Source organism: Ruminococcus sp. AF37-20, assembly GCF_003460465.1.
Classification (GTDB): Bacteria; Bacillota; Clostridia; order Oscillospirales; family Ruminococcaceae; genus Hominimerdicola; species Hominimerdicola aceti.
The window spans coordinates 1-23,481 of record NZ_QTVE01000024.1; the positions used below are offsets into that span (position 1 = coordinate 1).

At 40.7% G+C, this 23,481-nt stretch carries 18 protein-coding genes and 1 pseudogene; 4 read left to right on the plus strand and 15 right to left on the minus strand.

Annotated elements, in window-relative coordinates; genetic code table 11:
* Nucleotides 1-25: 25 nt before the first annotated feature.
* Together DW015_RS11515 and DW015_RS11520 are read right to left on the minus strand one after the other, a co-directional pair.
* Nucleotides 26-901 (minus strand): sugar-binding domain-containing protein, encoded by an 876-nt coding sequence (locus tag DW015_RS11515; RefSeq protein ID WP_242993276.1) that lies wholly within the window; start codon nt 899-901, stop codon nt 26-28.
* A 15-nt stretch (nt 902-916) separates the two neighbouring features.
* Nucleotides 917-1,912, minus strand: a pseudogene (locus DW015_RS11520) (MFS transporter); the annotation flags it as partial.
* A gap of 28 nt (nt 1,913-1,940) precedes the next feature.
* On the opposite strand from DW015_RS11520, the gene DW015_RS11525 reads away from it, so the two are divergent.
* On the plus strand, nt 1,941-2,762 hold the full coding sequence (locus DW015_RS11525) for an AraC family transcriptional regulator (protein ID WP_242993277.1): 822 nt from the start codon (nt 1,941-1,943) through the stop codon (nt 2,760-2,762).
* Between the two features lie 210 nt (nt 2,763-2,972).
* Here DW015_RS11525 and DW015_RS11530 read toward each other — a convergent pair whose 3' ends face one another.
* The 13 genes from DW015_RS11530 to DW015_RS11585 form a co-directional block, all read right to left on the minus strand.
* Nucleotides 2,973-4,904 carry an ATP-binding protein gene (locus DW015_RS11530; RefSeq protein ID WP_242993278.1) on the minus strand — a complete coding sequence of 644 codons (1,932 nt, stop codon included), beginning with the start codon at nt 4,902-4,904 and terminating at the stop codon, nt 2,973-2,975.
* Between the two features lie 53 nt (nt 4,905-4,957).
* On the minus strand, nt 4,958-5,170 hold the full coding sequence (locus DW015_RS13630) for a hypothetical protein (protein ID WP_207659380.1): 213 nt from the start codon (nt 5,168-5,170) through the stop codon (nt 4,958-4,960).
* Nucleotides 5,171-5,373: 203 nt separating this feature from the next.
* Nucleotides 5,374-6,735, minus strand: coding sequence for a 23S rRNA (uracil(1939)-C(5))-methyltransferase RlmD (rlmD, locus tag DW015_RS11540; protein ID WP_117905721.1), 1,362 nt, complete (start codon nt 6,733-6,735; stop codon nt 5,374-5,376).
* The gene (hemZ, locus tag DW015_RS11545) at nt 6,719-8,176 is read right to left on the minus strand and encodes a coproporphyrinogen dehydrogenase HemZ (RefSeq protein WP_117905722.1); all 1,458 of its coding nucleotides are present in this window, start codon (nt 8,174-8,176) and stop codon (nt 6,719-6,721) included. The genes rlmD and hemZ overlap by 17 nt, the downstream gene beginning before the upstream one ends.
* Complete coding sequence (locus tag DW015_RS11550) at nt 8,173-8,793, minus strand: MBL fold metallo-hydrolase (RefSeq protein WP_242993279.1); 621 nt, start codon at nt 8,791-8,793, stop codon at nt 8,173-8,175. The genes hemZ and DW015_RS11550 overlap by 4 nt, the downstream gene beginning before the upstream one ends.
* A gap of 37 nt (nt 8,794-8,830) precedes the next feature.
* Nucleotides 8,831-11,221, minus strand: coding sequence for a bifunctional (p)ppGpp synthetase/guanosine-3',5'-bis(diphosphate) 3'-pyrophosphohydrolase (locus DW015_RS11555; RefSeq protein ID WP_242993280.1), 2,391 nt, complete (start codon nt 11,219-11,221; stop codon nt 8,831-8,833).
* 1 nt (nt 11,222) lies between these two features.
* Nucleotides 11,223-13,262, minus strand: a complete 2,040-nt coding sequence (gene recJ / locus DW015_RS11560) for a single-stranded-DNA-specific exonuclease RecJ (protein ID WP_117905723.1) — start codon at nt 13,260-13,262, stop codon at nt 11,223-11,225.
* A gap of 151 nt (nt 13,263-13,413) precedes the next feature.
* On the minus strand, nt 13,414-15,522 hold the full coding sequence (locus DW015_RS11565; RefSeq protein ID WP_242993281.1) for a nucleoside-diphosphate sugar epimerase/dehydratase: 2,109 nt from the start codon (nt 15,520-15,522) through the stop codon (nt 13,414-13,416).
* A 110-nt stretch (nt 15,523-15,632) separates the two neighbouring features.
* Nucleotides 15,633-16,337, minus strand: coding sequence for a CpsB/CapC family capsule biosynthesis tyrosine phosphatase (locus tag DW015_RS11570; RefSeq protein ID WP_117905724.1), 705 nt, complete (start codon nt 16,335-16,337; stop codon nt 15,633-15,635).
* 19 nt (nt 16,338-16,356) lie between these two features.
* Nucleotides 16,357-17,850: a polysaccharide biosynthesis tyrosine autokinase gene (locus DW015_RS11575; protein ID WP_117905725.1), complete on the minus strand. Its 1,494-nt coding sequence runs from the start codon at nt 17,848-17,850 to the stop codon at nt 16,357-16,359.
* A 303-nt stretch (nt 17,851-18,153) separates the two neighbouring features.
* Entirely contained in the window at nt 18,154-18,369 is a 216-nt protein-coding gene (locus DW015_RS11580) for a hypothetical protein (protein ID WP_117905726.1), read from the minus strand.
* A gap of 11 nt (nt 18,370-18,380) precedes the next feature.
* Nucleotides 18,381-18,488, minus strand: coding sequence for a hypothetical protein (locus DW015_RS13925; protein WP_347501066.1), 108 nt, complete (start codon nt 18,486-18,488; stop codon nt 18,381-18,383).
* Between the two features lie 86 nt (nt 18,489-18,574).
* The gene (locus DW015_RS11585) at nt 18,575-20,650 is read right to left on the minus strand and encodes a glycoside hydrolase family 3 C-terminal domain-containing protein (protein ID WP_117905727.1); all 2,076 of its coding nucleotides are present in this window, start codon (nt 20,648-20,650) and stop codon (nt 18,575-18,577) included.
* Nucleotides 20,651-21,033: 383 nt separating this feature from the next.
* On the opposite strand from DW015_RS11585, the gene DW015_RS11590 reads away from it, so the two are divergent.
* The 3 genes from DW015_RS11590 to DW015_RS11600 all read left to right on the plus strand — a co-directional run bounded on the left by DW015_RS11590 (nt 21,034) and on the right by DW015_RS11600 (nt 23,311).
* Nucleotides 21,034-21,636 carry a hypothetical protein gene (locus tag DW015_RS11590; protein WP_117905728.1) on the plus strand — a complete coding sequence of 201 codons (603 nt, stop codon included), beginning with the start codon at nt 21,034-21,036 and terminating at the stop codon, nt 21,634-21,636.
* Between the two features lie 201 nt (nt 21,637-21,837).
* Nucleotides 21,838-22,395: a class D sortase gene (locus DW015_RS11595; protein WP_181979918.1), complete on the plus strand. Its 558-nt coding sequence runs from the start codon at nt 21,838-21,840 to the stop codon at nt 22,393-22,395.
* 13 nt (nt 22,396-22,408) lie between these two features.
* The gene (locus DW015_RS11600) at nt 22,409-23,311 is read left to right on the plus strand and encodes a hypothetical protein (RefSeq protein ID WP_117905730.1); all 903 of its coding nucleotides are present in this window, start codon (nt 22,409-22,411) and stop codon (nt 23,309-23,311) included.
* Nucleotides 23,312-23,481: the final 170 nt, after the last annotated feature.

Here is a 23,481-nt window from a genome sequence, read left to right on the forward strand (position 1 = left end):
ATAATTCTTGTTCGAATAAAATGTGTCAAGTGATATTGACAAAACCAAGATTCGGTATTTCGGCACTCCAAGGCTTGCTATTTTCAATTGTCCAGTTTACAGATTCCTTTTCATTGGATTGTGCAATGACCGTTCCATTTTCATCTGTCAAGATCGATCTCACAGAACACTTGCCCACAATATCCAGCGTTGCAGAGAAGATACCGTTTGTACCGTCATAATCTGCAATCACTCTCATATCACGAACATGGGCAGACGGTGCCGCATAAAGGAATACGTCACGGAAAATGCCGGAGAATCTCCAGAAATCCTGATCTTCCAGCCAGCTTGCAGAACTTCTTTTGAACACTGCAACAGCAAGTTTGTTGTCCTTTTCACGGATATATGGTGTCAGTTCAAATTCAGACGGTGTAAAAGAATCCTCGCTGTAGCCGATAAATTCGCCGTTCAGCCAGACATACATAGCAGTTTCCACACCCTGAAAAGAAATGAATACACGCTTGTTTTTCAGAGCATCGTTCAAGTCAAAATATCTGATGTAGCTGCCGACAGGGTTGTCCTTTTCAGAGATAAACGGAGGACGGAGATGCTCCTGTCCCTCCCAAGGATAAATGGTATTGACGTACTGCGGTTTGCCGTATCCCTGCAATTCCATGTGTCCCGGAACCTGAATGTTGTCAAAATTGTCAGTGCTGTCGCTTTCTTCATAGAACTTTTGCTTCCATTCAGATGGATTCTTTGCCCACGCAAATTTCCAGGTGCCGTTCAGATTCTGAATCAGAGAGGAATTGTCTGCATCGGCTTCCAAATGGTTTGCATAGATTCTGTGGTCGGAATGTGCTGCGATTCTGTTGACTGCAAACACTTCCGGATCGGTCAGCCAGTCGAGTGTATATTTCATATTGTTCCCTCCATTTTAGTTCTGTAATTCCATCACAACTTCATTATCGGATATTCCAAGTTTTTCTTTGATTTCCGCATTTGCCTTTTCAACATTCATCTTAGAAAGAATAAATGTGATGATCAAATCAAGTGCAAACGGAACGATCAGATACATAATGTGAAGCATATTGATAGCAGAATCAGGCTGTACTGTCAAAGTGCCCTTGAATCCGCTAAAGTCGAGCAAAAGACCGACAATTGCTGTTCCAAGTCCACCACCAATTTTTACACCAAGTGATGTGCAGGAGTACATGATTCCATCAACATGCTTGTGTTTGGTAAGCCAGCTATATTCAGAGCATGATGCGATGACTGCATTCATATCACCTTGCCATGGACCTTGACCGAGTGCTGCAAGTGCTGTAAATGCAAGCATCAGCGGAATGTTTCCCATGTATCCGGCAACTGCTACCAGAAGTCTGCCAACTGTTGCTACCATGTAGCTGTATTTGTTCAGCTTATACATTCCGTTCCATTTTTGTACGATGGTAGGAGTGAAGATCAAGGCGATAATCAAAGGAATATTGATAAACCACGCAAATGTGCCGAACATATTCTCATCTGCGAGAACATATTTTGCATAGTATGTTCCAACACCGATCATAGCACCATAGAACTGCTGCAAAATGTAGGTTACTGTGATCATCACATAATATTTGTTGTGTACGAGAATTTTGAATGCTTCGCCAAAACTGTATTTGGTTTCTTCTGTTTTTGTTTCACTGTCTGCAAGTTCCACATCAGAAAGTTCCTTTACAGAAAGAGCGGAATTTGTATTTACAATAAGACCGATAACCGCATAAATAATTGCGACTGTTCTCCAGCCATTTGCACCACCGCCCATTGTTTCAACAAATTGGAATGTAACAGCCTGAATCAGTAGGCTTGTTCCAAATGCGAAGATAAAGCGATAAGAACCCATCTGAACTCTTTCCTTGCTGTTCTTTGTAACAAGAGCGGTCAGAGTTGCCTATTTAAACAACTCTACATCTACTGTAGTGGATAATACTAAACCTTTGATTGTAACAAGCTGTGGAAATTATCGTGTGAAAAATCGTTCTGAAGTAGTAACACGTCGTCCGAAGGGAAGAAAAGATTATCAGCTTTTATATATTGCCTCCGGAAAAGGACATTTTTTCATTCATGGAGAAGAAAAAACGGTTTCAGCCGGAAATATTATTATATATTTGCCAGATCAACCACAGGAATATGTTTATTATTGTGCAGATCAAACCGATGTTTATTGGGTGCATTTTACCGGAAATGAAGTAGAAGAAATTTTAAAGTATTACAATATCAACCTGAAAAATAGTATTCTCTATATTGGAACATCTCCCGATTATCAGTGGTTATTTGGTCAGATGATACAGGAATTGCAGCTTTGCAGACCACGGTATGATGAATTGATTTCTTTGCAGCTGCGAAATATTTTTGTTTTGATAAGCCGTGCAATCATTAGTGCAAAGAAATTCAGTAGCACCAGTGAAAAAGAAGTTGCATTTGCGATGCACTATTTTCGTAAGAATTACAACACAGAAATCAGCATTGAGGAGTACTCCGAATCCAGAGGGCTTAGCAACTGTTGGTTTATTCAGTGCTTTAAAGAAATCACAGGTTCCAGTCCGCTGCAATATATCTTAAAGCTGCGAATCTCCAACGCACAAAGTTTGTTAGAAAATACCGACTACACCATTACTGAAATTGCAAATATGGTTGGATACACCAATTCGCTTTATTTCAGCAGACTGTTTCATAAATACATTGGTATGTCACCAAAAGAATATCGAAAAGTAAAACTCAAAGAAAATCTCAGGGAGTAAAAAACAAAACTCGTTTGGCTAAAACTAAGCCAAACGAGTTTTGTTGATTTTTGATAAGAAATAAGGAATGGCTACATTACCAAACACGTCTGAATTGCAATCTCCTCAGCTTGCAACTCAAAGAGATTCTCAAGCTGCCAAACCTTAGCGGTATCAGCAGAGAAGATTTTGAAAAGGTACAGGAAAATCAGAATTAACTTCTTTGTTTTCCTAATAATGTTTAATATATTTAGTGATAGTATCGATTAATTCCTCCATGTTAATCGGCTTGGAAATATGGTCATTCATGCCTGAATTCAGGGATTCCTGAATATCATCTATAAAAGCATTTGCAGACAAAGCTATAATTGGAATCGTAACTGCATCGGACCGCTCTATACCCAAGGCTCGAATAGCTTTTGCTGCTTGGTGTCCATCCATGTTTGGCATCATAATATCCATCAAAATAAGATCGTATGTGCCTCGTGGATGATTTTTAAACAAATCCACAACTTCTTTTCCGTCTGATGCACGTGTTACGGTCGTACCAGCATCTTCCAGTATCATCGTAGCAAGTTCAGCATTTAGATCATTATCCTCAGCCATAAGAACATGAATACCCGTCAAATCTCTATGTAGATGTTGTTTTTGTTCTGATTGAATAACCTGTTCTGACAACTCCAGTGGGATCTCCACTGTGAATGTAGAACCTACACCTTTTTTGCTCTCAACAGCGATCGAACCGCCCATCATATCCACATATTTTTTTGTGATGGCCATACCAAGACCGGTTCCCTTATATTGAGTTCTGGCATTAGCATCATCTTCTTGTGAAAACGGATCGAATAATTTTTTCTGGAACTCTTCGCTCATGCCAATACCGTTATCTCGAACAACATAACGAGTTATGATATGTTTCTCATCCGCTCCTGGGTAACTGCTGATATCCAAAGTAATCTTTCCGCCGTCCTTTGTGAATTTCACAGCATTGCCAAGAAGATTCACCAAAACTTCCCGGATACGCGCAACATCCGCAAGGACATATGGGTTCTTTGGGATTTCTCGATGTACTTCAAACTTAAGATCTCGGTTATAAAGAAGTCCATTCATAATCGCCTGGACGTTATCTGTCAATTGAGTAATGTCCACCGGCTCGGGCGAAATAGTAACTTTTCCACTTTCAATGCGAGTAAAATCCAGAACGTCATTCAACAAAGAGAGAAGATGATTCGAACTTTTTTGAACTTTCTCCAAGCTATCATGAATATCTGAAACCGTGTTCTGGTGAAGCGCAATGTTTGTAAATCCAATAATGGCATTCATCGGCGTTCTGATGTCATGGCTAATACTAAGCAAAAACGCAGATTTTGCTTTGTTGGCAGCATCTGCTTCCTCAGCGGCGGTCATTAATAATTGTTTTTGTTTTTGCTCTTCTGCCTTGCTTTTCTGGTAAACATAATAGGTATATAGACAAATTAAAAGCAATACAGCTCCTGCGACTAAACCGCAGATGATGGAAATATGATTCGTCTCTTCAACCATTCCATAAGCTGATTGCATATCCATTTCAATGCAAAATGCGCCAATGATTTCTCCAGTCCCATCATGATTTGCTCTTACAGGATAGCAAGCCGTAAAAATCGGACCCCATGTTGTATCAATGATATCCTGAGAGTACACATTCTCCCCAGAAATAGCCCTATCAATATACGGAACCATTTCTTCCTCAATATAATCTCCAGGGTGTCTTACATCATCCGCATCCGAATCCAAACCGTCTACCACATAAACGAGTTTTCCTTCTTCATTTTTTGTAGCGGTGTAAATATATCGAGTAGAATTCAGTGTTCTGATTTCATTGAAATATGAAGAAATATCCTTATATAATTGCTTCTTTTCATCAGATTGATCTTTGATTTGATCAAAATCTTCTTTGCCGATTCTTCCATCCACGAGTTTGTGTACTGCATCTGCACTCGCTGTGTCACGTATGATTTCTGTTTCAAGGGCGGTCTTAGTGTAAGAACTTTGCAGAATAAATGTGTACAACGCTATTACAAAAATCGTCAAAAGCCCTGCAATCACAAAGATACTGCCTGTATTCTTCAGCCTAAGGAGTTTTTTTAAATTAATTCCTTCTTTTGTTTCCTTCATGCTGCTCATTCACATCCTCTAAATCCCAATTTATCGTTCATCCCTAACCTCTATAATTCCACCTACAAAAAAACAATATGTGGTTGCCAGCCTCCATTGAAATCGGGATATACTTTTGGCATGGAAGCATAATACTCCTGAACTTCAGTTGTAATATCCTCTTTGGAAAATTGATGCTGATACAACTTTTTGCAAAGAAATGTTAATTTTGCCTCTTTATAGGTTACTCCCTGACCGATTTCAATAGGAGTCAGTCCTGCAGGATTGGTTGTCACCCTTTTTCATTTTCCAAAAAAATCATCTCAAAATGCCTGACATCTAATCCACTGTCTCAAATTGTGACATCTAATCCGAGGTTACAAGCTGACACATATTTTACAGTAGATATGTTTCCATATAATAAAACCGAGCTTTCCACAAGGCTTCTCTGATGATACCAACCTTACAAAAAGCCCGTAAATACGCTACTTTTCGCTATTTATTTCTCTTTTCTAGACATCAAACAGACCGTCTCAACATGCCCCGTCCTACCAAACAGATCCACGCCCTTGACCTTGACCGTCTTATACCCCAATTCTTCCAGCACAGCACAGTCTCTGGCAGCAGTAGCGTGATTGCAGGATATCATAACTATCCTGTCAGGGGACATTTTTGCCATGTACTCCAGTGCATCCCTAGTGCAGCCCTTTCTTGCAGGGTCAGCTATTATCACATCTGGTCGCTCGCCACGGCTGTAAAGTATCTCTGCTATCTTTCCTGCGTCACCACATATAAATTCCGCATTTGTGACATTGTTTGCTGCGGCATTTCGTTTTGCATTGTCTATTGCAGATTGTATTATCTCAACACCTATGAGCTTTTTCACCTTTTTGCTCATTGACAAACCAATCGTTCCTGCACCGCAGTAAAGATCAAGAAGAGTTTCCTTTCCTGTCAGCTGAGCATAATCTGCGGCAATTTCATAAAGCCGCTCCGCCTGAATTGTATTTACCTGATAAAATGACAGCGGTGATATCTCTATATCATTTCCACACATGGTATCGTGTATCGTGTCGCTTCCATACGCAGTAACAAGCTTCTGTCCGAGTATACAGTTGGTCTTTCGGCTATTCTCGTTGAAAACTATACTCTTTATATCAGCATATTTTTTGCAAAGCTCACCCACAAGCACATCAAATACGCCACGCTTTTTAAGGTCGGTAATAACAAGACAGACCATTATCTCACCTGAGTGTTCGCCACGCCTGAGATAAATATGCCTGAGCAGACCACTTCCCGTTTCCTCGTTGTATGCCTTTATCTTACGCTCGTTCACATAAGCCATTATGTCATCAGCGACAGCTTTAAATATAGCAGGCTGTAACGCACAATCAGTGTGATCGCATACATGATGAGAACGCCTTGAATAGAATCCACAAACTGCCTTGCCGTCCTGCTCTGCTACAGGGTACTGCGCCTTGTTGCGATAGCCAACAAGCTGTTTACAACCCTCAAAGCTGTCATATTCAGGATAAAGCTTACCAATACGCTCAAATGAATCCTTTATGAACTGCTCTTTTACACGGCATTCTTCCTCATAGCTCATGTGACGAAAACAACAACCGCCACACCTTGAATACACAGAGCAATCGTTCTTCGTTCTTTCAACCGAACCACTTACAATATTTTCGATAATGCCATAGCAATACGTTTTGCAGACCTTGACTATCCTGCATTCGATAACGTCGCCAATAACAGTAAAAGGCACGAAAACAGCAATGCCCTCGTGCTTTCCTACTCCGTTGCCCTCATTTGTCATACCGCTTATTTCAAGCCTGATAATCTCATTTTTCTTTAGCATAAAATTCCTCTATCTCATTTTTTCGCTTAAGCATAAGCTCAAAATGCTTATTGTATTCCAGCGGAAATTTGTAATTGAACACACGCTCCAAACGTCCGCCATCTTTGTCAACAAGCTTTGTGGAGCCACCTGCACCCATTGCAAGAATGGTCTGAACCTCTTCCATTATATAGATATTATACAAACTCTCGTGGCCCCGCTTTGTCCAGCCTATATTTTCAAGATTTTCAAGCATATTCTTCTGTCTGTAGAGATAATAAGGCAGATAGCCGCTTTCAGAAAGTCTTTTTGTGGCATACTCTACCATTTTATCGGCTGGATTTTTCAGCACTTCCCTGTCACCACTGTGATTTAGCCTAGCCGCACGCTTTATGGAAAGTGTGTGTACAGTGATATTCTCAGGAGCAAGCTCGATAAGCTTATCAATGGTATTCTCAAAGCTCTCCACTGTGTCTGTTGGCAGACCTGCGATTATATCGGTATTTATAGAGTCAAAACCAACTTTTCTTGCAAGGTCAAAGCTGTCAAAAAACTGTGCAGTTGTGTGCTTTCTGCCAATAGCCTCAAGAACGCTGTCATTCAAAGTCTGTGGATTTATAGATACTCTGCCACAGCCGTTTGCTTTAAGCACCTTCAGCTTTTCTTCAGTTATGGTGTCTGGCCTTCCCGCTTCAACAGTGTATTCACGGACAGTTGACATATCAAAGCTGTTTTCAATGACTTTCATAACTCTGTCAAGCTGAGCAGCAGTGAGCGTGGTAGGAGTGCCGCCGCCAAAATATACGGTGTCAAGCTTTAAACCAAGCTTTTCCGTTATCTTCGCAGTATAAACTATCTCCTCACACAGCTTGTTCACATACTCAGGGATAAGCTTCATACAGCCCTCGATAGATTGCGAAACGAAAGAACAGTAGGAGCATCTTGTGGGACAAAACGGCACTGACACATAAAGACTAAAGCTGTCCTTTTCAAGCTCATCGAGGACAGGCTTCTGGGTTATGGCAGTTTTGTATGCAATATCGCACTTTTCTTCGCTGCAAAGATATCTGCTCTCCATGGCTTTAAATATCTCCGCCTTGTTCATGCCCTCACTGAGCATATCATTCACACGCTTCACAGGTCTTATTCCCGTTATAACGCCCCATTTCGGCACAATGCCTGTTATCTCGCTCATTGCCTTAAAAAGAAGTCTTGACAGTGAAAGTTCCATGTCGCTTTCAAAATGCACAAACTCCTCTTTTTCGCAAGTCTTGCCGTCATATCTCACCTTAACGCTCAAACAAACATTGTCAGCGTTATCCTTTTTCTGAGAGAACACATAATCGTCCTCTGTATCTATGCTGTCAGAAAAAACGTGGGTAAAGAGCGTTGCAGGGATAAAAAGCTTCATTACTCCCTCAAGCTCATATTTATAATCGTTGCCGCTGAATATCAGAGTCATTTCAAAGCCTCCGCAGCCTGCCTGAGATATGGGTTATACTTTCTCTCAGCGTCAAGTGTCGTGACATTCATGTGCCCTGGGTAAACAGTGAGATTTCCACCAAGGTCAGCTATTTTCATAAGCGACTTCATAAGGGCTGTGCTGCTTCCATCAGGCATATCAGTTCTGCCAACACTTCTTGAAAATAGGGTATCTCCCGAAAACATATTCATGCCGCATATGAAACAGACAGAACCGCTTGTATGTCCCGGCGTTTCCAACACGTCAAATTCAAGCTCGTCAAGCTTTAGTATATCGTCCTCTGTAAACACATTGACCTTGCCTGTGTAATTTCTGTGTCCTCTTATTCTGAAAAGATTAGCAAGCATTCCTGCGTCATCTGTAAGCTTAGGCTTATCCATAATGTGGATATACACCTCGCAGCCTGTCCTGTCTACAAGGTCAGCCACAGCACCGATATGGTCAAAATGACCGTGTGTAAGAAAGATCTTTTTAAGCGTAAGACCGTGACTCTCTATCTCACCGAGAATATAATCAGGGTCGGCAGGTGCATCGATAAGAACGCAGTTATTTTCTTCACTTGCAACAATATAGCTGTTCGTTTCACAAACACTCAATGGTTTGAGCCTATATATTTTCATTATCTGTCCTTTCTTATTTACCGCTTCTTTCAACAGAAATAACGTTCTTTATTTTCTGAAGCTTGTTTATAACATTGTTGAGCTGTTCCATTCCTGCAATGCTGACAGTTACGGAAAGCATTGCATTGCCGTTTTTCAGTTCCCTTGAGGTTGACTCATAGATAAAAATATTGATCATTGCAAGTGCTGACGAAACGTCTGCCAACAGACCTATTCTGTCAACTGCAACAATATCCAAAGTACACTTGAAATAGCCAGTATGCTTTTCAGAACTTTCCCACTTAACATTTATCCAACGAGCGGCATTTTCAGGATCATCTTTCTGCGAAAGATAGTTCACGCAATCCTTTTTATGCACGGATATGCCGTGACCTCTCGTGATAAAGCCGACTATTTCGTCACCTGGAAGCGGATTACAGCACTGTGCAAACTTGATAGCGCAGTTGTCGATGCCGTCAACGATAACACCGGTGGAATTTTTGGAAGTCTTTATCTTATTTTCAAGTTCAGAAGTATCAGGCTGAGCCTTTTCACCATATTTCTTATTATACTCAGATTTCAGCCTTTGCATCACCTTTGAAAGCTGAACACCACCATAGCCGATAGCTGCAAAGAAGTCGTCAAGGGTATCACAACTGTGTCTGTGCATATCCATTTTGAGAAAGTCCTCAAGTTCTTCCTCAGGCACTCTTATATTATTTCTGCGGAACTCTCTTTCAAGAGCATTTCTGCCCTCAAAGATATTTTCCTCTCGTCTTTCCTTTTTGAACCATGAACGTATCTTGGATTTGGCTTCATTGGTCTTGCAGATATTAAGCCATGAACGGCTTGGACCATGACCTTCAACGTTGGTAGTAAGTATCTCGATTATCTCGCCTGTTTTTATCTGATAATCATAAGACACCATTTTCTTGTCTACCTTTGCGCCGCACATCTTATGACCCACCTGTGTGTGGATAGCGTAAGCAAAGTCGATAACAGTTGATCCGACAGGCAGTGTTATCATATCTCCCTTTGGAGTGAAAGCAAAAACGTCCTCAGGGGCAAGGTCATTTTTGATAGCTCTTACTATCTCCTCAACGTCGTTTGACTCCTGCTGTGACTCGATTATCTGTCTTATCCATGCAAGGCGCTGATCGTCCTTTGAGCTACCCCTTACACCCTCCTTATATTTCCAGTGAGCGGCAATACCATATTCAGCCGTTCTGTGCATTTCCCATGTTCTTATCTGAACCTCGAAAGGTATTCCCTCTCTGCCGATAACAGTTGTGTGAAGAGATTGATACATATTAGCCTTAGGCGTGGAAATATAGTCCTTAAATCTATTTGGGATAGGTCTGAACATATCGTGGATTATGCCAAGTACGTTATAGCACTCTGTAACTGTATTGACGATAATTCTTACGGCATAGCGATCATATATCTGGTCTATCTCCTTGCCGTCACGATATACCTTTTTATAAATACCATAATTGCTTTTAACTCGACCCTCGATAAGGGGAACAGGGTCAAAGTCCTTTTCAAGCCTGTCATGTATCTTGTGCTTGATGTTTTCAACAAGCTGTTCACGGCTGCCCTTTCTGAGCTGCATTTGCTCGTCTATCTCGGCATAAGCATAAGGATCAAGATAGTAAAAAGCAAGATCTTCAAATTCATCTTTAATTGAGCGTATTCCAAGGCGGTGAGCTATCGGTGCATAGATGTTCATTGTTTCATGGGCGATAGTTCTGCGTTTTGAATCTTTGCAATAATTAAGAGTACGCATATTGTGAAGTCTATCTGCAAGCTTTATGATAATAACACGAATATCCTCGCTCATTGCAAGAAGAATTTTTCTGATATTCTCGGCTTTCTGCTCGTCTTTGGTGAAAGTTTCTACCTTTTTCAGCTTTGTAACGCCATTTACAAGCATTGCAACGTCTGAGCCAAAATTCTTCTGTAATTCTTCAAGAGTACATGGAGTGTCCTCCACAACGTCATGAAGAAGTGCTGCACAAATAGTATCAGTATCCATGCCAAGCTCCAAAAGAATATATGCAACAGACAGCGGGTGGGTTATATACGGCTCACCAGACTCTCTTTTCTGATTGTGATGATACTTTTCAGCAAGTTCATAGGCGGAAACGATTTTTGACAGATCGTACTGCCTCTCGCCATCAAGTATTTTCTGAATAAGTGCATCAATGGAACACACCGACCTCTCACCTATATGCTCAGGCTTTGAAGCTTCAGGCACAGCGTCGGTATAGTCAGGAGAAGCCGTAGGAGCAGGCTTTTCTTCAAACTGCTCTTTAACCTCGGCTTCGGCAGGAAGATCTTCTTCACTGACAGTTTTTATCTCAGGCATATTTTCTATCTTATCCATTTCAGCAGGATCAAGCAAAATATTCTCTTTATCTGACACTTTAGTTACCTGCCTTTCCAAGCATTTCATTCAGCTTAACAAGAGTTTCAGAGTTCTCAAGATTTACCTTTTGTTTCGGCACAACGTAGCTTATTTTCATAGTTGCGGGTCTGAACTCGATAAGACCCTTATCACGGAAAATATCAACACAAATATGCAGTTTGCAATAATTCATACTGTCGCCTGATATTTTCATAAAAAGATTATCCAACGTAATATTCTTAACTGCACTTATGTATTTATATACACCGATAAGCTCCTGCCTTGTCGGGATTATTTTTCTTATAAAACTTGCAGGAAGCTGTTCCCCGCGCATGAGCTTTTCATAACAATCCTTTGCCGCAAAATATCTTTCCTGCTTTACTCCACTCAATCTATGGTCGATAACTCTTATGGATATGGACTCACGGTTATTGAACACATTTATTCCAAGCTCCACGAGCATATCAAGCTTATCGCCAACTGCGAAACAAGCTTTTTCAGGTGCAAGGGAGAAAATAAGAGCCTGTCCTCTATAGCTTCCGTATGAAAACTCGATCTTTGTATGCTTGCCCTGTGACAGCGGTATTATCTTATCTACTCTTACTCCAAGCATTGCAAAAACGGGAGCAGGGTTCTCTGCACCAAAAGGCTCCATTGCGGCAAGACCCTTTACATTATCAAGGTTGATATCCTGCGGCATAAGAAGCTTATCCGCTATAAGCTCAACGCTAGGGAATTTCTCCATAGGATCGCTGTATTCATACACCATTTGAGTGAACTTTTCGATATTCTCAGCCTTCAGTGACAGACCTCCTGCACACTCATGTCCACCAAATTTATCAAGCAGCTCTCCGCAATGCTGAAAACACTTGAATATATTGAAGCCCTTTACGCTTCTCGCAGAGCCTCGTGCGTTTCCATCATCATCAATTGAGATTATAACATTCGGCTTTCCGTAAAATTCCAAAATGCGTGAAGAAACAATGCCAATAACTCCGTGGTGCCAGCCCTTGCCTGAAAGCACAAGCACTCTATGGTCAAGAGTTTCATGGTGAGCGTTTATATGGTTTACTATTTCTGTCATTATCTCTGTTTCCGCCTGCTTGCGTTGGGCGTTAAGATTTAAAAGAGTGTCAACATAATTTTCAGCGTCCTCCGGGTCTTCGCTTAGAAGCGTTTTTACAGCTGTAAGAGGTGAGCCAAATCTACCCGAAGCGTTTATAACAGGGGCAATCCTAAAAGCAATGCCTGTTGAGTCAAGAGCATTTCTATCAAGCTTTGCTTTATCTATAAGATAGTTTAACCCCAATATTTCGGTGTTTGCAAGATATTCAAGACCACGCTTGACAATAGTTCTGTTTTCCCCCGTGAGTGGCACAACATCCGCAACTGTACCGATAGCACAAATGTCGGCATACTGTTCCATAACAGTGTCGTAACTGCCGCCGTCAAGTGCAGCACAAAGCTTGAAAGCTACACCAACGCCTGCAAGGTCTTTGTATGACGAAGGACAATCTGCACGATGCGGATTAACGATAGCCCTTGCCCTCGGAAGCTTCTCAGGCGGCTGGTGGTGATCTGTGATAACAAGTTCCATATCAAGCTCAGCAATACGCTCAGCTTCCTCAACCGCGGAAATGCCGTTATCCACAGTGACGATAAGCTTAACCCCCTTTTCTGCAAGCATTTCAATAGCTTCCATGTTCATGCCATATCCAGCCTCACGCTCAGGAATATAGTACATAATGTTTGCGCCCATGCTTTCAAGATAGTTGTAAAGTATAGTGGTGGACGTAACTCCATCGCAGTCATAGTCACCGTAAATACAAATAAGGTCATACTGATCGACCGCCTTGTTTATCACCTCGGCGGCTATAGCCATATCCTTTATAAGAAAAGGATCACTAAGTTCTTCGCCTTTAAAAAAATCAGCAAGGCTGTCAAAATCAGTGAAACCCCTTGAAGTCATAACGTCTAGGGTAAGGCTTTTTAAGTCACACTTGTTCATAAACTCTGCAGTTTTCACAGGGTCAGGTCTGTTTATTCTCCATTTTTTCATATAGAAATAGTCCTTTACGCAAATTTACATTCGTTATTCATTATACCACATAAGCAGCCTTTTTTCAAGTAGCATCAAGAAAAAGTGTGAAATTTTAGGCATAAAAACAGCACCGCAGAAATCCCCGCAGTGCTGAAATATGGATCTTTTATTATTTTGCCGCAGAAACTGCAACAGCGTTTCTGCCATATTTTTCATTACCTGTTGGTTTATCACCTACAGGACTGAATGTTGGAACGATCTTTTCGACCATTTCAACGATATTTTCGTCATTGTTATAGCTTGCACGAGCAAGCTCTCCAAGCTGACCCAGGAACGTTTCTGTGTCAAACGGTATAGGCTTTCCGATATGGATAAGCTCATTGTCCGTTTTCATCATGCCCTCCTCTGCCATAAGCTTCTCCTCAAAAAGCTTCTCGCCAGGACGCAGACCTGAGTAAACTATTTTAATATCTACATCAGGCTTATATCCTGAAAGTCTGATAAGATTTCTTGCAAGTGTATCTATCTTCACAGGCGCACCCATATCAAGGACAAATATCTCACCGCCCCATGCGTATGTGCCTGCCTGAAGAACAAGGCTCACAGCCTCAGGTATAGTCATGAAATATCTTATGATATCAGGGTGAGTAACAGTAACAGGACCGCCTGCTTCTATCTGCTTTTTGAACAGTGGGATCACAGAGCCGTTGCTTCCAAGAACATTTCCAAAACGAACTGCAACAAACTGTGTGCCATTTCTGTCCTTATTGCCAACGCTTTCGATCTTAATCGCTTCACTGCTCTCTATATTATCAACAGCTATCTCGTCCATCGGATCGTTCTCAAGCATACCGTCTGTCATTTCATCAACGTGTGCATGGAGCATAGGCAGAAGATCTGTTCTGCCTGCCTTGCTGATAGCGTCCATGCTCTGGATGACCATTTCGCAGAGTCTTTTACTTGCACCCATAATATTAGTAGGGTTTACAGCCTTATCAGTGCTTATAAGCACAAACCTCTTTGTGCCATGCTTCAAAGCGGCATAGGCTGTCTTGTATGTACCAACAACATTGTTTTTGATAGCTTCATTAGGGCTTGTTTCCATAAGCGGAACGTGCTTATGTGCTGCAGCGTGATAAACGATATCAGGCTTGTATTTTTCAAAAACGTCATTGATACGTCTGCTGTCACGAACAGAGCCGATAAGCGTCACAAGATTGAGTTTACTGCCATATCTACGTTTAAGCTCCTGCTCTATTTCATAAGCATTGTTTTCATAAATGTCAAATATGATAAGCTGTTTAGGCTCATGACCTGCTATCTGTCGGCAAAGCTCGCTTCCGATAGAGCCACCGCCACCTGTTACCAATATGGTCTTACCCTTAAGGTGCTGGAATATCTCGTCCATGTTTACTCTGATAGGCTCTCTTCCAAGCAGATCCTCGACTGCAACAGGCTTCATCTTGCTGAGAAGCACCTCACCATTTGTTATCTGATAAACGCCCGGAAGCTGTTTCATCTCACAGCCTGTTTCCTTACAAATATTAAGGATATCCCTTTTGTTCTCAGGTGATGCAGTTGGAATTGCAAAAAGGATCTGATCAATATTATACTTTTTGACGCTTTCCATAATGCAATCACGGCCACCGACGATAGGAACTCCTCCGATATTTCTTCCCCACTTATTTGGGTTATCATCGATTATGCAGAGTGGTCTTGCATTTGCACGTTCTGACATCGTAAGCTCTTTAAGGATCATCTGACCCGAAGCACCTGCACCAATGACCATTGCATTATGCACTGCCACTTGATTTGTTACCTGCTTTGCTCTTAAAAGAGTGATATACCTATAGGCAAAACGCACTGCTGTTATAAGCACGAACTGAGTTCCCGCACCTACTATGTAGTAAGCCAAAGGCATTCTCATAAAGAGCAATGTTATACCCACAGCCTGGAATATGGTAGTAACTATCGAGGCCAAAAATATCCTTGACAGTTCGCCAATGCTAGCAAATCTCCACAAACTATTATAAAGCTTGAACACAAAAAACACCACAACACAGAAAGCTGTATAGATGGGAGCAAACTTAACATAGGCAAGCATATACTCCTTTGGTATTGCAGAAAAAGTAAGGTCAAATCTGATGAAAAGTCCGAAAATGTAGGATAGATTTACGGCAACAATATCATAGAAACACAGAAAGAATGCAATAAGCATCCAATGCTTTATCTTTTTGTTTTTCCACACCTGAGCTGTGTTTTCACTTGTTTTCTCCATAAATAAAACATACCTCCGCTCGTTTAAAGCAATGAATAAGATCACACCATGGCCACCCCTCAATGGCACAGTGCAGGCTATTTATAATATCATCAATATTTTTTCTATACTTAAAAAGCAAACATTCTTTCTTCGTCAGCCATAGCAGACATGAGTACTTTATCAGAACGTCTTATATTTTCACTTCCAGATCTTTTAGCTATAAGATCAAAATTAGGTTTTCTATCATCAAGATTATGAGCATCGCTTCCAAAAACAAAATCACTGCCACTTGAAATAAGCTTATTAACAAAACGTCTTGTGGAAAAATGCTCAAAAGCTTCTGCATTTATCTGAAAAACTGCATCCACAGACATCAGACTTTTCAGATCTGACTTTGAATAAACGCCCATATATCTATGTACATGGGCGATTATCGGAATTAGCCTTCGAGAATTTGCTATCTCGTCTATCTCCTCGACGATCCAACTGTTATACCGAGCGAACGGTGGTTCAAGAAGAATAAGTCTTGTTCCGCTGATACACATCTTTTCAAGTCCGTCAAGTCCACTTATGCCCTTTTCTATGGCGACTTCTGCACCAATATGTATATCCTTCACGGCAGGGTCAGCAGCCATGAGCTTCTCATAAGCATTTTGCCGTTTGACAAGATAACTGTCTAAAGAAGATTCCCTGTGCATATAAAAATGCGGTGTTGCCACAATTATACCTATGCCCTGCTGTTTCATCATTTTTATCATTTTAAGTGATGTTTTGATGCTGTCAGAGCCGTCATCAATATTCGGCAGTATGTGGCTGTGATAATCGGTAGTCAATCTAACATCTCCATGTCATTTAACTTTCGGCAGAAGTATCCTTCCCACCGTATTTATAGCTGTAGTCATATTTATACTTGTAGCTATACTTGTATCCGTAATGAGAACCGTTCTTTGCGGAAATATCATTAAGAACGAAACCAAGCAGATTGCAATCGCCTATCTCAAGCTTCTTCATAGACTCCTCTATCTCCTGATATGTAGTTCTTCCATATCTTGCAATGAGAAGAACGCCTGCGACCTCGTCTGCAAGGCTCATTACGTCAGTTACAGGAAGCAGCGGGGTTCCATCGACAATAACATAATCATACTTATGCTGAACATATTCAAGCAATTCACGCATTTTCTCAGAAGCAAGAAGTTCTGACGGGTTTGGAGGCAAAACGCCTGATGTAAGAACAGCAAAATTGCCATTCTTGGTTTCATGCACACACTTATCAAATGTGCTTTCACCACTCAGTATTGTTGAAAGTCCAACATTGTTTTTTAACTTGAAGTTTCTGTGCTGAACAGGTTTTCTCATATCAGCGTCAATAAGAAGAACCCTATTTTCTGTTTCAGCCATTGAAGCTGCAAGGTTAGCAACTGTTACAGACTTACCCTCACTTGGATTAGGACTAGAAACGACAACTATCTTATTTCGTGTTGTAGAAAGTGTAAACATAAGGTTTGTACGCATTGTTTTGTAGTTCTCTACAATATTAAATGGTATATCCTTATTATTGAACAGAAGCTGTTTTTTTCTGTCAGCAGAAGAACCTTCATCCTTTTTAGAAGTCTTTCCGCCAATATTCATTATTTCACCAACGATAGGCTTCTGATAAATGTCGCCAAGCTCATCAGAATTCTTTACAGTGTTGTCGAAGAAGTCGATAACAAGTATCACTAGAACAGCCACCATCAAGCCACCAACAAAGCCAAGGGCAACATTTTTAGTGGTGTTAGGAGAAACAGGTGTATTGTAAACTTCAGCATCACCTATCTTTTCAACTGAGCCTGCACCGATAACTCTTATAAGAAAGCTTGGAGCGACGTCAGCCATGATGTTACAAAGGTCAGAAGAAAGCTTTGCATTGGTTGTTGTGGCAGTTATCTGAAGTACCTCTGTCTGATTTACAGCGGTCATGCTATAAGCATTTCTCAGGCCGTCATTTGAAACCCTGCCGCTCGTTACAGTAAAATAAGGAGCAAGCTGTTCAGGAGTATACATCTCAAGAAGCTTATCGCTTACCTCGTTCATTACCGGGTCATCAGTAAGTATAACAATGTAGGTCTGTACCAATGACTTTGAAGCGTTAATGTCCTGTAAGTCAACATTAGTCTTATCCTGACCCGTTGACTGATTATCAGCACTTTTAACATACATTGAAACGTGTGACTGATACTGCTTACTCATAACAAATTTTGATACAAAAAGAGCCAGTACCGCGCACACTACTGCAGCAGCAACGATATACCAAACCTTTCCGAGAAGAAGTACCAGAAGATCCTTGATAGTGTAATTTTTTTTCATTTGAATTATTCACCCTATTGTTGATATTTTCGTTATTTTCCCAAAAATTAAACCGTACAATAATAATTTTATCACATTCTATTAAAAAAGTCAACTTTAAACGATACGTTTTTTTGTATTTCAACAAAAAAATGGTTTTTTGTTATAACATACAATAAGATAAACAAAATCAGCCAAGTATTTGTCGGAAAATCATATAAGCTGACAGCTTAATTTAACAATTATGAACGGCTACTGTAAAAGCCGCCATTACAGTCGTTCCAAAACTATTTACCAGTCTTTGTATCATAAGTATGCCGAAATTCATGACAGGATAATTCTAACATAATCAGATGTCAACAGCATTATTTTCATTGGAGTATGCAAAAGTTTCAAAATCTCATTGGAAAAGCACAATGTGATAGGCTCTGTCACCAAAGTAACAGAGCCTATCATCAGAAATGATATGTTCATACAGCCTTTCAGGCGGCATTCATTTACTTCACCGAAACAATAAGAAACAAGCGAGCCACAGACCATGCACAGACCTATTATGATCGAATAAAGAAAAGTAATGAGGTGTATGTGCCGCCCACAGCCGCAAGGGCGTTTTTGCCAAGAAATCTGCCAACAATAAATGTGTCGGCAATGTTATACACCTGCTGGAGCAGATTTCACAGTATCATCAGGCTTAAAAAAGCAAGAAGCAAGCTTATGATACTGCCGTTTGTAAGATCTCTTTTCACTATCGTTCTATCTCGATACTCATACAGTTTGTACCACTAAGCTGACAACTAAGTTCATCAGGCTGATGCGTACCAACATAGAGGGTGAATTCTTTTGCAAACTGTTTTCTCTCGCCGATATCTGACACTGTTGTGAAAGCTTTGTCAGGTACTTCGATTTCAACATCAAGCTTTTCACCTTTTTTGACAAAAATCCTCTTGAAGCCGCACAGCACAGGATAAGCCGGAGCATTATCACAATGTGATTTAATGTAAAGTTCGATAACATCACATGTATCGGCACCGTTATTTTCTACCTCTACATTGACTTTGCCATCGTCATAACTAAGCGATGTAACAACAACATCTCCATAAGTAAGACCATAGCCGAATGGATAAAGAATGTTATCTCTCGTGTACCTATATGTTCTATCAGACATAGCATAATCAGTAAAGCAAGGTAGCTTGTCGGCGCTATTATAGAATGTAACAGGCAGTTTTCCTGATGGCGAAACTTTACCAAAGATAATATCCGCAATAGCCTTGCCACCCTCTGAACCCGGATACCATGCGTGAATAAGAGCGTCACAATCATGCTCGATATTTATTGAGCTTCCTGCCGCACATACCACTATCATAGGCTTGCCGATCTTTGCGACACGCTTTATAAGCTCGCGCTGACTTTCAGGAAGTCTTAGATCGTTCTTGTCACCCGATGAAAACTCATTACCTGTGTCGCCCTCCTCGCCCTCAATAGTGGCGTCAAGACCAACGCAAAGTATCACAACATCAGAATTTGCCGCTGCCGCCTCAGCTTCAGCGTATCTATCCCCTGCCTGTGCAAGACCCGATACTCTGTCCTTATACAAGTGACAGCCTTCAGCATAAAGCACCCTGCCATCAAATGCGTCCTCGATACCCTCAAGGAAAGTAACATACCTGTCGGCTGTGCCGTTATAATTGCCCTCGAGAGCCGCTCTGCTGTCCGCATTTGGACCTATTACAGCTATAGTTGATATTGATTTTTTGTCAAGCGGAAGAATACCCTTGTTTTTGAGCAACACCATGGACTTCACTGCACACTGGTAGGATACAGCTTTATGCTCAGGGCAAGAAACAACGCTGTATGGTATGTTGTCATATTCCGTTGACTTGTCAAACATACCAAGTCTTATGCGAGTTCTCATAAGAGCAACACAGGAAGCCCGGATTTCATCTTCTGTCACAAGCCCCTTGTCAAGAGCAGAAAGCAGGTGTACATACGTACAACCGCAGTTCACATTACAACCTGCTTTAAGTGCCATTGCGGCAGACTCTACAGGAGAAGACGTCACCAAATGGTGTTCGTGGAAATCCCTTATTGCCCAGCAATCAGAAACAAAATAGCCATCAAAACCCCATTTGTCGAGCTTGCCCATTAGAAACTCACTAGCACATGACGGTTCGCCATTCACACGATTATACGCACCCATTACACCCTCGACCTTTGCTTTTTTCACAAGCTCCTCAAAGGCGTAAAGATATGTCTCTTCAAGATCTTTCCAACTAACCTCTGCATTAAATTCATGGCGAACAGCCTCAGGTCCGCTATGTACTGCAAAATGCTTTGCACAAGCGGCAGTTTTCAGTACCTTGCCACTGCCCTGCAAGCCTTTTACATATGCCTTGCCGCACTCTGCGGTAAGATAAGGGTCTTCACCGTAAGTCTCATGACCTCTGCCCCAGCGTGGATCTCTGAAAATATTTATATTAGGTGCCCAAAGGGTAAGACCTTTGTATATATCTCTGTCATCACGCTTTGAATACTCATTATACTTAGCACGAGCTTCTGTGGAGGTTATATCTGCCACTTTGAACACAAGGTCGGTGTCAAACATAGACGCAAGACCTATTGCCTGTGGAAACATGGTGGCAACACCGCTTCGTGCAAGCCCATGGATACCCTCATTCCACCAGTTATAAGCAGGAATGCCGAGCCGCTCAACAGCAGGAGCGTCATATCTAAGCTGTGAAGCCGCCTCCTCTATGGTCATTTCATTTACAAGTGCTTCAGCTCTTTCCTGAGCTGAAAGGCTTTCATTTAGATAATTTTTCATATATCCTCCTGTACATTACATCAATTATATAATACACGAAAATTATACACCATGGCATGATATCGTGTCAAGGCGTATAATTATAATAATTAATGTAGAAATTATATCTAAATGCTTTGAGATCAGCTTTGACAAAAATCATAAAAGCACCAATACAGTAATGTTATAGGTCTTTTATTTGAGAATGCCGAGGATCTTTCATATTTTCCAACAATATACAATTACATGAAATAGCGCATATACGCACTTATACATAACTATTTCAAATTGTCGTAAAAATATTTGCTTTTTTCTGAAAAAAATACCAATAATAATATTGACAATCGAATTTTAATAGTGTATAATGTTGTTATAAGAAAATATTACGAAAGGTGATAGGTGTTATGAAAAAGATATTTAAGTCAATTTCGGCTTCTGTTACTGCGTTCATCATTGCTTCAACAATGGTTGTAAGCGCATCAGCAGCTTCTTCTGCCGATGTTGTTTCTGCAGCTAAATCAGCAGGTGTTCCTTCTAACCATGTATCAGAGCTTAAGAACTACCTTGATTCTCACGCTTCAAAGTTCAGCTCTGCTGACTATGATTACATGGTAAAGGCTCTCTCTGATTGTGGTGCTACATATGTTCAGCCTGTTGCTGACAAGCTTTTTGGTGCAGGAACAGATCTTGCTTCACTAACAAACGATCAGCTTAGACAGGTGTTTAAGGAAATGGGCGAGGATAGCAGAAAGGCTATTGCTGATGCTTGCGTAGCTACAGGTAATCACTTTGGTGTTACTATCAAGGTAGATGAGCTTACAAGCAAGGATTGGAACGTTCAGGTCGTTGATTCAAATGGTAATACAAACATTGGAACAAACACAGGTAACGGTTCACTTAATACTGGTGCAAACAGCATGACAGCTGTTCAGGTTGCTGCGGTTCTTACACTTGCTCTTAGTGCGTTTGGTATTACAGTAGCTGTTAAGAAGAACAAAGAGTGCTAAGATATGGTCAGGAAAGAGGTTAAAGCTTCCTCGTCTGACGCAAACAAACTGAAAAAAAATAAGAGGACGTCAGTGGCTGTAATGGTCTTGACGCCTCTTTTAGTTTTGGCTCTTTGTTTGTCTATCATGACGCTGGTAAGTTATAAAAAATTCATAGAGCTACAAGGATATGCAGCAATAGCGTTCAATGAGAACGCTCATTTGAAAAAACCATCAGAGGATAATAAATACAGAAATGCAGACGCACTGCCTATGAAGGAATTAACAAAAGTCACAGTGCCAGATTCTGATAAAAAGACGGAACAGCATGAGATAATCTATCCGTATTACGGTGACAAATATGCCGAGCTGACCGTAAAGAATAATAAGGCAGGCATTGACAAAGAGCCTGTTTACTGGGGTGACTCTGATGATCTCCTAGCAAAAGGTGTTGTGCAATCTAACTATTCTGCATATATAGGTGCTACAGGCAGAGTTGTCCTTGCGGCACATAACCACACTTATTTCAGATATTTACCTAATATTCTAGTGGGTGATCAAGTGATCCTAAAAACAGATTATGGCAAATTCACTTATGAGGTCACAGAAACTAAGGTACTTCCGGATACAGATACATCCCTTTTGTATTATGACGTGACCGCAGATCCACCTGTAGATGATCTGATACTCTACACTTGCTGGAACAATGGATATATGGGTCTTTCAGATCAGAGGCTTTATGTTATCTGCAAAGTCGTAAGCAAAGAATATAAGAATTAGGAGGGTAAGATCTGTGAAAAACAAAAAACTATACAACTACCTGCCTAATCTGATAATCTCACTGTTTTTGGCGTTTATATTCCTTGCGCTGTCACTTCTGTTTGCGGCAGACAATATTTTCTTTGAACCGACAACCTATACGAACAGTATGCACAAGATAAAAATCGAGGACACGGCTTTCCAGGAGATACAGACATATTGTGAACAACAATATGCCTACACTGGTGTTGAAGCTGATACCCTGAAGAAGTCGATTAACAAAACTGATGTATCAAACGCTATTTATAGCTATGTGGAAGATACTTTCAGTTATATTCTTGGCAAAAAGAGCGAACTTCCTGAGTTTAAGGCAGACTTTACGCTTCTTGAAAAGAATATCTCAGACGATTATACAAAATGGGCTAAAAAAGAAGGCGTTGAATATACTCAGGAACTTGAAGACATAAAGCAGAAGACAATAAAAAATGTGGAACAGGCAATTGAATCCGACCTTGACGTTATGCTTTTGAGCCATATAAATAAAACTAATGGCATTTCCACAAAGCTTAAAGATCTGCTTGTGCTTGCGAGAAAAATAAGGATAGCTCTTATTGCAACGGCTGTTATATTTATAGGCGTTATGGCAGCAGTAAACAGAAAGCATATAAGCGGTTTGCTTTATTGGGTAGGCACTTCACTTTTCTGTTCCTCAATGCTCATTCTTGTTCCGTGTGCTATCCTAAAGGGTACAAAATATTATGACGGGCTTGCGATACATAATGACACTGTGTATAATGCACTCACAAGATCCATGTATGGCTTAACTGACAGCCTTATTAAATTATCGACAGTTACTCTCGTAGTGGCAGTTCTTTTTATGGCACTTTTTGCGTTGATAATCAATCTGACAAAGTATAAAAAGAAAGAAAAATGCTAAAATTATCAGACCCCTGTTTCAAATAGGGGTCTGTTTTTTTACAGATGAAACAATTCCATTTAATAGCCGTCAATAGTTTAAAAATATGATTAAAACGTCATATTAATATTACGATATATAATGGATAATCCTGTATAATAAAACTTGACACATACAAAACAATCAAAGTA